The 10,862-nt window shown below is 42.3% G+C and carries 8 protein-coding genes; 6 read left to right on the forward strand and 2 right to left on the reverse strand.

Features of this window, described 5'->3' with window-relative positions; all coding sequences use genetic code 11:
* Together rnr and rlmB are read left to right on the forward strand one after the other, a co-directional pair.
* A partial coding sequence (gene rnr, locus L654_RS0102470) for a ribonuclease R (protein WP_024607168.1) occupies positions 1–1,896 on the forward strand: 1,896 nt, incomplete at its 5' end.
* Complete coding sequence (gene rlmB / locus L654_RS0102475) at positions 1,893–2,636, forward strand: 23S rRNA (guanosine(2251)-2'-O)-methyltransferase RlmB (RefSeq protein WP_007378377.1); 744 nt, start codon at positions 1,893–1,895, stop codon at positions 2,634–2,636. The genes rnr and rlmB, both read left to right, overlap by 4 nt.
* Positions 2,637–2,846: 210 nt before the next feature.
* On the opposite strand, the gene L654_RS0102480 is transcribed toward rlmB, so the two are convergent.
* Positions 2,847–5,003, reverse strand: coding sequence for a TonB-dependent receptor (locus L654_RS0102480; RefSeq protein ID WP_024607169.1), 2,157 nt, complete (start codon positions 5,001–5,003; stop codon positions 2,847–2,849).
* A gap of 188 nt (positions 5,004–5,191) precedes the next feature.
* Positions 5,192–6,043: a LysR family transcriptional regulator gene (locus L654_RS0102485; RefSeq protein ID WP_024607170.1), complete on the reverse strand. Its 852-nt coding sequence runs from the start codon at positions 6,041–6,043 to the stop codon at positions 5,192–5,194.
* Positions 6,044–6,169: 126 nt separating this feature from the next.
* On the opposite strand from L654_RS0102485, the gene L654_RS0102490 reads away from it, so the two are divergent.
* The 4 genes from L654_RS0102490 to gcvP form a co-directional block, all read left to right on the forward strand.
* The gene (locus L654_RS0102490) at positions 6,170–6,769 is read left to right on the forward strand and encodes a hypothetical protein (protein WP_002958026.1); all 600 of its coding nucleotides are present in this window, start codon (positions 6,170–6,172) and stop codon (positions 6,767–6,769) included.
* 117 nt (positions 6,770–6,886) lie between these two features.
* Positions 6,887–7,969: a glycine cleavage system aminomethyltransferase GcvT gene (gcvT, locus tag L654_RS0102495; protein ID WP_007579945.1), complete on the forward strand. Its 1,083-nt coding sequence runs from the start codon at positions 6,887–6,889 to the stop codon at positions 7,967–7,969.
* Positions 7,970–8,042: 73 nt separating this feature from the next.
* The gene (gcvH, locus tag L654_RS0102500; protein ID WP_024590231.1) at positions 8,043–8,432 is read left to right on the forward strand and encodes a glycine cleavage system protein GcvH; all 390 of its coding nucleotides are present in this window, start codon (positions 8,043–8,045) and stop codon (positions 8,430–8,432) included.
* A gap of 161 nt (positions 8,433–8,593) precedes the next feature.
* Positions 8,594–10,862: aminomethyl-transferring glycine dehydrogenase (gene gcvP, locus L654_RS0102505; RefSeq protein WP_024607171.1), on the forward strand; the 2,269-nt coding region annotated here is incomplete at its 3' end.

Below are 10,862 nucleotides of genomic sequence, written 5' to 3' on the forward strand. Positions count from 1 at the left end.
CCAAGCCGCAACATGAACGCGGTAGGTAAAATTATTGATGTACTTGGTGAGCATTTAGCCCCAGGTATGGAAATTGAAGTCGCACTGCGCAATCACGATATTCCACATGTATGGCCAGAAGAAGTTGAAGCACAAGTTGCTCACCTAGGTGAGTTTGTTGAAGACGCTGACAAAAAAGGCCGCGTAGATTTACGTGACTTACCACTTGTAACCATTGATGGCGAAGACGCTCGCGACTTTGATGACGCCGTGTACTGTGAACCTAAAAAATCGGGTGGCTGGCGCTTATGGGTTGCCATTGCCGATGTATCGCATTACGTAGGAATGAACACGCCGCTTAACAAAGAAGCAATTTTGCGTGGTAACTCAGTGTATTTTCCTGAGCAAGTAATTCCGATGCTACCAAAAGTGCTTTCTAACGGATTATGTTCGCTTAATCCAAAAGTAGATCGCTTATGTATGGTTGCCGAAATGACCGTATCGAGCTCGGGTAAACTTTCGGGCTATAAGTTTTACGAAGCGATAATGAACTCGCATGCGCGTTTAACTTACACCAAAGTAAATGCCATTTTACAAAACGACGAAAAACTACGCGAAGAATACTCAGCCGTAGTGCCACATTTAACTGACTTACAGCAAATGTATATGGCACTTAAAGCAGCACGCCAAGACCGTGGCGCCATTGAGTTTGAAACCCTAGAAACACGTTTTGTATTTAACGCTCAGCGTAAAATAGAATCAATAGTGCCTGTTATTCGTAACGACGCGCACAAACTGATTGAAGAATGTATGATTTTAGCCAACGTATCGGCGGCTAAAATTCTTGAAAAGCACGAAGCAAGCGCGCTTTATCGTGTGCATGACGAACCAGACAGCGAAAAACTAGGTAACTTTACTAAGTTTTTAGGCGAGTTAGGTATCGAAAGTACATTAAGCGACGAGCCAACGCCAAAAGAAATAACCCAAGTATTAGCGCGACTAGGTGACCGCCCAGAAGCCGAGCTTATTCAAACTATGCTACTGCGTTCAATGAAACAAGCTGTATATCAGCCAGATAACATTGGTCACTTTGGTTTAGCGTTATCGGCTTATGCGCATTTTACATCGCCAATACGTCGTTACCCAGATTTAGTAGTACATCGTGCTATCAAAGCAGTTATAAAAGCACAAGGTCAGCAAACGTCTGGCGAATACGCTTATACCGACGACGAAGTTGATCAACTTGGTGAGCAGTGTTCTACCACAGAGCGCCGCGCCGATGATGCAACTCGCGAAGTAGCGGATTGGCTTAAATGTGAGTTTATGCAAGATCACGTAGGTGACGAGTTTGACGGTGTTATTTCATCGGTCACTAACTTTGGTTTGTTTATTCGTTTAGACGATTTACAAATTGATGGGCTTATTCATGTTACTAATTTAGGCGATGAGTTTTTTGCGCATGATGCTGCAAAACACACCCTAATAGGTGAGCACTCTCACAAAGTTTATCGCCTTGGCGATAAAGTAACAGTAAAAGTTGCGTCGGTTAGTTTAGACGATCGCCGTATCAACTTAACGCTTAAAGGCGATGTTGCACAAGACAGATACTCACGTCGTCGTGCGCCAAAAAAAGGCTCAGGTAAATCTGAGCATGCGCCAGCAAGTGTGCGTTCGCAATTAAAAGCAGGCAAAGTACCGGGTAAAAAGTCGCACAGTGATGACAAACCAAAAGGTAAAAAAAAGCCAGCAAATAAAGATAAAGGCAAGCCTGCAAATAAGTCTGCAACTAAACCCGCAGATAAAAAAGCAGCAGACACTGCCGTAAAGAAAAAGCCGAAGAAGAAGGCTGTTAAAAAGCCTAAAAGAGCTGGCAAAAATGCCCGTAAAAGTACTAGCCCAGGAGCAGATAATACGTGAGTAATGAATTAATTTTTGGCTTTCACTCTGTTGAAGCAATTTTAGAAAGCGAGCCAGAGCGCTTTGTAGAAATTTACGCCCTTAAAGGTCGTGACGACAAACGCTCAACTCCGATTATTGATGAAGCACGTAAGTTTGGTATTTCAGTACAGTTTATGCAGCGTAAAGCCCTTGATAGCAAATCAAAGGGTGAGCAGCATCAAGGTATTATTGCCAACGTAAAAGCAGCGCCAACGTTTAACGAAAAAGATCTTGATGCAATAATTGCTCGTGAAGACACACCGTTTTTACTTGTGCTTGATGGTATTACCGATCCGCATAACTTAGGCGCATGTCTACGTAGTGCAGATGCTGCTGGTGTTCACGCTATAATTGTACCTAAAGATCGCTCTGCCAAGCTTAACGGCACAGCACGTAAAGTAGCTTGTGGCGCAGCCGAAACAGTACCGCTAATTCAAGTGACTAACCTTGCACGTACGCTTCGCGAAATTAAAGATGCAGGCGTATGGGTTGTAGGCACTGCTGGCGAAACTGATAACCACGTATTTGATGCAAGCTTAACGGGGCCAATGGCGATTGTTATGGGCGCAGAAGGCGAGGGCATGCGACGCTTAACGCGTGAGCATTGCGATATGCTCGTTAAAATCCCAATGGCGGGTACTGTTTCAAGCTTAAACGTATCGGTAGCCACGGGTATTTGTTTGTTTGAAGTATTGCGCCAACGTAACGCAAATAACTAATATATAAAACGATAAGTTTTATGTATTAAAAAGCCGAGATTGAAATTCAATCTCGGCTTTTTTGTATCTGTAACTTACGCTTTTAACTTTACATCAATTGATGCTCTATTATAGCGATAGGAAAATAACTCTATAGCAAGGCAAAAATAACGAAATATAGTTGTTCTTATATGAGTTATTTTTAACGCAGCTAGAGAGCTATTTAACTCGTTAGAATGAGTATGTGTAGCCTACTTGAACAGTACGTGGCTTACCAGGTTGAATGCCACCGTTTGAACGGTTAGCAACGTATGTTTTATCAAACAAATTATCAACGCTTAGGTATACTTTTTGATTTTCATCGATTAAGTATTTAGCAGCTAAATCCCATACTACGCGGCTATCAATTGCGTTTAAGCCCGACTGCGTTAAGTTAGCATGCGCATCAGACACATAACGTATTTGGCTGTTAACTACAAACGCAGAAAACTCAGCACCTAACGATAATGCTACTTGGTTTTCTGGTACGTAAGGCATTGCATCACCTTTTTCTACCGTGCCCCAAATTTCTGAATCAAAATCGTTTTTAAACTCAGAGTCTGTGTAGGTATACGTTAATTTAACTGGGAACATAGCTGTATCAGTTGCAAACGTACGTGCTGCACTAAATTCAAAGCCCGCTACTTCTACTTCACCGTAGTTGTATTGGTCGCCAATGTTGTCGTCGCTACAACCAACCGCTGCAGTACAGTTACCGTGCATGTTGCTGTAGTCAGAGTAAAACGCAATTACTTCACCGCTAAAGCCATCCATATTAAAGCGAGAGCCAAACTCAATGTTTACACTTTCTTCTTCTTCTTGGTCAGCATTACCAGGTGCTGCTGGTGCATAACCTTTTTGAATGCCCGCAAGTAGCGTTACGTTTTCGTTAAGCGTGTAAGTAGCACCTAGTGACGGCACTAAAATTTCAGTGTCGTTCGACACATCTTTAGTTAAACCGTTGCTGCGTGTTGGATCTGATTTAGACCACTCTTCACGCGTAATAGTAATGTCTTCATAACGAAGACCTGCACTTACTACTAATGCATCAATTGTCCACTCGTCTTGAATAAACAATGTACTTGCTTCTGCGCTATCTACACGGTTGCTGTCAGAGCCCGGAACGCCTTGCTCTGTAAGCGTTAAGCTTAGGTCTTGATTAAGTGTGTATTTGTCTTCCCATTGAAAACGATCCATTTCGTCTTCGTGGTAACGTACGCCAACAGTTACATAGTGATCGCCTGCAGGAATATGTAATTCAGACTGAATACCTTTAGCTTGGTAATCGCGGTTATTAGCTTTAATACCAATACCTTCAATACCTTCGCTTGTAGGGTTTGCTTCAAAATCGCTGTACTGCTCAAGAGTACTTAAACCTACGCTGCTGGCTTTATACCAGTTACGATGAAAATCGTTTAAGTAAGCCGTTGCTAAAAATTCATAGCCATCACCAAAACGGTACGCATAGTTAAGTTGGTATGCGTTGTGGCGCGTATTCATTTCATCGTTTTGCGATGCAGCATAACGACGGTAAGGACTTTCTTGATAGTCTTCGTCAGTTAAGCCCATGTATGTTTCGTCTGATGTTTCGTCAGAGTACTTAATTTTTAGCTCAAGATTATGCGCATCGTTTTGACCAAACGTATGGCCAAACTTTAATAGTAAATCTGTTTTTTCAAAGCCGGTGTTGTCATTGCCTACTGGTAGCTCTTTAAAGCCGTCTGCGCCGTAAGTAAATACTTCAATTAAGCCTGCTGTGTTGTTTTTTTCTTTACCGAAGTAAGCGTGACCTTTGTAATAACCATCACCACCAAGGGCTGCATCTACCATACCTTTTGAGCTATTTGGCTCAGTAGGTAAGCTGCGCGAAAGTAAGTTTAAAACACCGCCCGTAGTACGCGGGCCATACTTAACTGATGCCGCGCCTTTTAATACTTCAATAGACTCCATACGACCTGTAGTAGGGAAGTAGTAAGCAGATGGTGCTGAGTATGGTGCTGGTGCAACTAATACACCGTCTTCCATTACTGATATTTTATCGTTACGACCAGTACCTGTGCCGCGCATACCAATATTAGGACGAAGGCCGTAGCCGTCTTCTTCTTGCACGTACACGCCCGGAACAGACGCTAAAACGCGAGAAATATCAGTAAATTTGAATTTTTGAAGTTCTTCATCAGAAATAAACGTAGCCGAACCAGGAATATCGTTAATTGCTTGTTCTGAGCCAATAACTGTAATTTGTTCAAAGCGTTGTTCTTTATTGCTGGTGTCTTTTGCTATTGCAGTAGCACTAAAAGACAAAGCAACCGCAGTTGCCAGGGTAGATACTAAAAACTTAGGGTTCATTGTGTTCCTAATCATGTCAATTATCTTAATTGGCGTAATTTGAACACGTTAACGAATACGAATCAATGTTATTAAGTATTTAATTGTTCAGTTTAATAGAACTAAAAACACCTACTTATGCAACCTTGTTAACTAAATACTTTCTTTTGTATTAATTTGTAATTGCTTTACTCGTTATAAAGTTTTGATTAGCTATAGCCTAAACGTAGCGCTATAAACTCCGCGAGCTTATCTACTGCATGATCAGATTCACCCGAACTTTTAATTAAACTAATACCAATATTACCAAGAGTGGGTAAATGTTTGGTTTGAACTTGATAGTTAAGCTCACTCGGTACTGTGCTTTTAGCAAGTACGGTAATACCTAAGCCTTCTTTTAATGCAGCAATAAGGCCGGTTAAATCGGCGTTGCTATATACAATTCGGTATTTTATGCCTGCATTTTTTAATGCATCAATTGCACGACGACGATAAATACACCCCTCTGGGGCAGTAACTAGCGTAACCACGTCGTTTTGCGCAAGTGACAGGTCGCCCACCCACACTAACTCGTCTTGCATAAAAATAGGAAACTTATCAGAGTTAAGTCGCTCATTGAGCGCAAGTACTAAATCGAACTGATCTTGCCTTGAGGCCGAAAGTAAATGTTTACTTAAACGCGATTTAACCTCTAACGATACCTCAGGGTAGAGCGCCACAAAGTCGCCAATGATAGAAGGTAAAATGCGCGCTGCAAATTCGCTCGGAATACCCAAGCGCACTTTACCCGCGATATTTTCTGAGGTGAACTGCTGCAAAATAGCATCGTTGTGTTGCATCATTTGTTTTGCCATAGGCAATAATAGCTCGCCGTACTGGTTTAATACTTGGCGCTGTCCTTGTTTTTTAAATAGTTTATAGCCGAGCACGTCTTCTAAGCGCTTTATTTGCAAACTTACAGCAGGTTGCGACAGGCCAAGTAAGTCGCCTGCTTTAGCAAAGCCGCCTATTTCAACTACCATCACAAAAGTACGTAAACCGTCTGTTGATATGTTTTTCATATTTAAAATTACAATTTATATAGCTATATATATAAGTATTATTTATCAATTGATAAAAAATTACAATTTGTTGTTGGTAGGCGTGGGCAATATACTTTTGTAATCGAAAATACACAGGTGTTTGTTATGACTTTTAACCCAATAATGTTTGCCCGCCACAGCAACGCAAGTAGTGCGGTTACTAACGCTTTGCAAACTAACAACAATCACGTTGTAATGGATTTTAGCGGCACCGAAACCAGTGTATTTTTAAGCACTATTTTAGGGCTCGATTTAACTAAGCTTACCGCCAGCGGTTTAGGCTTAAAAGGCACGCTTGATGGCGACTATAATTCTGACTACAGCTTTGCTGTTTATTACTTTAGCGAAACCGCCTTTAGATTCGTACTGCCACACAACGCAAGCCTTCAACTACAAGCACTTATAAACGAGCAACAGCTACGTTTTGATATTGATTATGTAGTACGCACCGACCTAGCAAGCTTTATTTTAAGTGGCGATAACGCGTTTGATACTCTAGTAAATGCTTTTAAATTAACACCAGGTTTGCGCCTTTCTGACGCGCAACTATGCTACGGTGCGCAAAGTGGTGATGTATTTATTACCGCCATTGATAAAAACGACGAACAACACTTTGTATTAGTCGCTAAACAACAAGAATTACAAAAATGGCAAAGCTACATGCAAGCGCAAGGTTTTGCACTTATGCATAGTGAAGCCGCATAACGAATACAAACAACAGGTGAACATAACAATGTTTACCTGTTTTTAATTGCGATTAAGCAATTAAAGTCTATTTAAGCCACGCCCTAAACAGGGTTAATTTAAACGTGAAGGAATGTTATGACTTCTAAAACTGTACTACATGCTAAGCACCTAGAAGCGGGCGCTAAAATGGTTGATTTTCATGGCTGGGAAATGCCAATCAACTACGGCTCACAAATAGAAGAACACAATAGCGTGCGTACCGACGCAGGTATGTTTGACGTATCACACATGACTATTGTTGATATTAAAGGGCCTCAAGCACAAGCATTTTTACGTAAGCTAGTAGCTAACGACGTTGCAAAATTAACCGTGCCAGGTAAAGCGCTTTACACAGGCATGCTTAACGAGCAAGGCGGTGTAATAGACGACTTAATTATTTATTTCTTTAGCGAAACCTTTTACCGCCTAGTTGTTAACTCAGCAACGCGCGAAAAAGACCTAGCGCATTTAGCTAACGTATCGAGCGACTTTGACGTAACTGTTACAGAGCGCCCTGAGTTTGCAATGATTGCAGTACAAGGCCCTAACGCTAAAGCAAAAACAGCCACTCTTTTAAATGCTGAGCAACAAGCAGCTGTTGAAGGTATGAAGCCATTTTTTGGTGTTCAAGTAGGTGATTTATTTATTGCCACAACGGGTTATACTGGCGAAGACGGTTACGAAATAGTAGTACCGAACGACCAAGCAGCCGATTTATGGCAACAACTGCTAGACGCAGGTGTTAAGCCTGCTGGTTTAGGTGCACGCGACACGCTACGTTTAGAAGCAGGTATGAACCTTTACGGCCTAGATATGGACGAAAGCGTATCACCACTTGCAGCTAACATGGCATGGACCATTGCATGGGAACCAGAAGATCGCGACTTTATTGGCCGTGACGTACTTGTTAAGCAACGCGCAGAAAAAAGCACTGACAAACTAGTTGGCTTAGTGTTTGAAGAAAAAGGCGTTTTGCGTAGCGGTTCTAAAGTAATTGTTGACGGTGGGATAGGTATTATTACTTCTGGTACTTTTTCACCAACACTTGGTTTTAGTGTAGCCCTTGCACGTGTACCACGTTCAACAGGCGATACAGCTCAAGTAGAAATGCGTAAAAAATTAGTAAACGTTAAAGTAGTAAAGCCTAGCTTTGTACGTAACGGTAAATCAATAATTTAAATAATTTGGTTATACCAATCACAATAATTATTGCGATTGGTATCCTCCCAATATAAACCAAAGGACAAATAAAATGAGCAACATTCCTAGCGAGTTAAAATACGCACCTTCACACGAGTGGGTTCGCAGTGAAGGCGACGGTACATTTACTGTTGGTATTTCTGAGCATGCACAAGAACTTCTTGGCGACATGGTATTTGTTGAATTACCAGAAGTTGGCGACGAAGTAGACGCTGGCGAAGACTGTGCAGTAGCAGAGTCGGTTAAAGCAGCATCAGACATTTACGCACCAATTAGTGGCGAAATTGTTGCTATTAACGAAGAGCTTGAAGATTCACCTGAAACAGTAAACAACGACGCTTACGGCGACGGTTGGTTATTCCGTATTAAAGCATCTGACGAGTCTGAGCTAGACAACTTATTAGACGCTGAAGGTTACTCGCACACTATCGACGAAGAATAATCATTTTTTGAAGATAACTAAAAGCCCCGTTTAATGTATAAAAATGGGGCTTTTATGATTTTACAGCTCACCACCCCATACTGAGTGAACTGTTAAATCGTCAAATATTTTAATTAATGCTAGTTACCCATTAGCATTTAGGATCATAGGAATCTGGATTCATGTCAAACGCCAAATCTCTTGAAGAACTAGAGCAAAAGCAAGATTTTATTCGCCGCCATATTGGGCCAAGCCCAGCACAAGTAAGCGATATGCTAAGTGCTTTAGAAGTATCGAGTGTGCAAGAGCTGATCGACCAAACTGTACCGGCTAGCATTCGTCTAGAACAACCGCTAACAGTTGGACAAAGCCGTACTGAAGTTGAAACACTAAGCTACCTAAAATCAGTAGCCAGCAAAAATAAAGTTTTCAAATCGTACATTGGCCAAGGCTACCACCCAACTAACGTACCGCACGTAATTTTACGTAACGTACTAGAAAATCCAGGTTGGTATACAGCGTACACACCGTATCAGCCAGAGATTGCTCAAGGGCGTTTAGAATCATTATTAAACTTCCAAACTATGACCCTAGATTTAACCGGTCTTGATTTAGCAAGCGCATCACTACTTGACGAATCAACAGCGGCTGCAGAGGCTATGGGCCTTGCAAAACGCGTATCAAAAGCTAAAAAAGCCAATGCCTTTTTTATTGCCGACGACGTACACACACAAACAATCGACGTAGTAACAACGCGTGCCGAGCAGTTTGGTTTTGAAATAATTGTAGGTAAAGCAGAAGATGCCGTTAACTTTGATATTTTTGGCGCATTGTTTCAATACCCAACTACATCAGGCGAAGTGGTAGACATAACAGACCTAATTGCTGGCGTACAAAGCAAAAAGGCCATTGCCTGTGTTGCTGCCGACATAATGAGTTTATTACTATTAAAAGCACCGGGTAAATTAGGCGCAGACGTAGTACTTGGTTCGGCTCAGCGTTTTGGCGTACCTATGGGTTATGGTGGCCCACATGCTGCATTTTTTGCAACACGTGACGCATACAAGCGTTCATTACCAGGTCGTATTATTGGTGTATCTAAAGACCGTTTAGGTAACGACGCACTACGTATGGCAATGCAAACGCGCGAACAACACATTCGCCGCGACAAAGCCAATTCAAACATTTGTACAGCGCAAGTATTACTTGCCAACATGGCAGCGTTTTACGCGGTGTACCACGGCCCACAAGGCTTAAAAACTATCGCGCAGCGTATACATCGCTTTGCTGATATTTTAGCAACAGGCTTAAAAGCTAAAGGCATCGCACTTAAGCACAGTACTTGGTTTGATACGCTAACAATCGTTGGCGACAGTAAAGATGACGTAATTGCACGTGCTCTTGCCAAAGGTGTTAACTTTGCTACAAACCACGATGGCGAATACTCAATTTCGGTTTCAGAAACCACCACACGCGCCGATGTAGCTGAGTTATTCGATGTTATTTTAGGCGAAGGCCATGGCCTAAGTGTTGACGCTATTGCAGCAGACGTTGAAGCAAATGGCAGCGAGTCAATTCCTGCAAGTTTAGTACGTGACGACGAAGTACTAACGCATCCAAACTTTAACAGCTACCATAGCGAAACAGACATGCTTCGCTACATTAAGCGACTAGAAAGCAAAGACTTATCGCTTAATCACTCAATGATCTCGTTAGGCTCATGTACCATGAAGCTAAACGCGACTGCCGAGATGATCCCAATTACGTGGCCTGAGTTTGCAAACCTTCACCCATTCTGCCCGCTAGATCAAGCAGAAGGTTACCAAATAATGATTGGCGAGCTACACGACTGGCTAGTAAACATTACCGGTTACGATGCAGTATCACTTCAGCCAAACTCTGGCGCACAAGGTGAATACGCAGGCTTAATCGCGATTCGTAAATACCACGAGTCACGCGGTGACGCACACCGTAATGTATGTTTGATCCCAAGCTCTGCGCACGGTACTAACCCTGCATCAGCGCAAATGGCGAGCATGAAAATTGTAGTAGTTAACTGCGATAAAAACGGTAACGTAGACATGGTTGACCTTAAAGCGAAAGCTGAGGAAGTGTCTGAAAACTTATCGTGCATCATGATCACATACCCGTCTACGCACGGCGTATACGAAGAAACAATTCGCGAAATTTGTGACATTATTCATGAGCACGGCGGCCAAGTTTACATGGACGGCGCAAACATGAACGCGCAAGTTGGCGTAACAAGCCCAGGCTTTATTGGCTCAGACGTATCGCACTTAAACTTACATAAAACATTTTGTATTCCACACGGTGGCGGTGGTCCAGGTGTTGGCCCAATTGGTGTTAAATCGCATCTTGCGCCGTTTATGCCAAACCACAGCGTAATTAACGTACCAGGTACTAACATTGGTAACGGTGCGGTATCGGCAG

The sequence above is a fragment of the Pseudoalteromonas sp. TAB23 genome (assembly GCF_000498075.1).
GTDB classification, from domain to species: Bacteria; Pseudomonadota; Gammaproteobacteria; order Enterobacterales; family Alteromonadaceae; genus Pseudoalteromonas; species Pseudoalteromonas arctica.

Excerpts from the sequence above, each read along its gene's own strand:
- L654_RS0102490 (WP_002958026.1), top strand. The coding sequence starts at position 6,170 with ATGACTTTTAACCCAATAATGTTTGCCCGCCACAGCAACGCAAGTAGT.
- L654_RS0102485 (WP_024607170.1), bottom strand. The coding sequence starts at position 6,043 with ATGAAAAACATATCAACAGACGGTTTACGTACTTTTGTGATGGTAGTT.
- gcvT (WP_007579945.1), top strand. The coding sequence starts at position 6,887 with ATGACTTCTAAAACTGTACTACATGCTAAGCACCTAGAAGCGGGCGCT.
- L654_RS0102480 (WP_024607169.1), bottom strand. The coding sequence starts at position 5,003 with ATGAACCCTAAGTTTTTAGTATCTACCCTGGCAACTGCGGTTGCTTTG.
- gcvH (WP_024590231.1), top strand. The coding sequence starts at position 8,043 with ATGAGCAACATTCCTAGCGAGTTAAAATACGCACCTTCACACGAGTGG.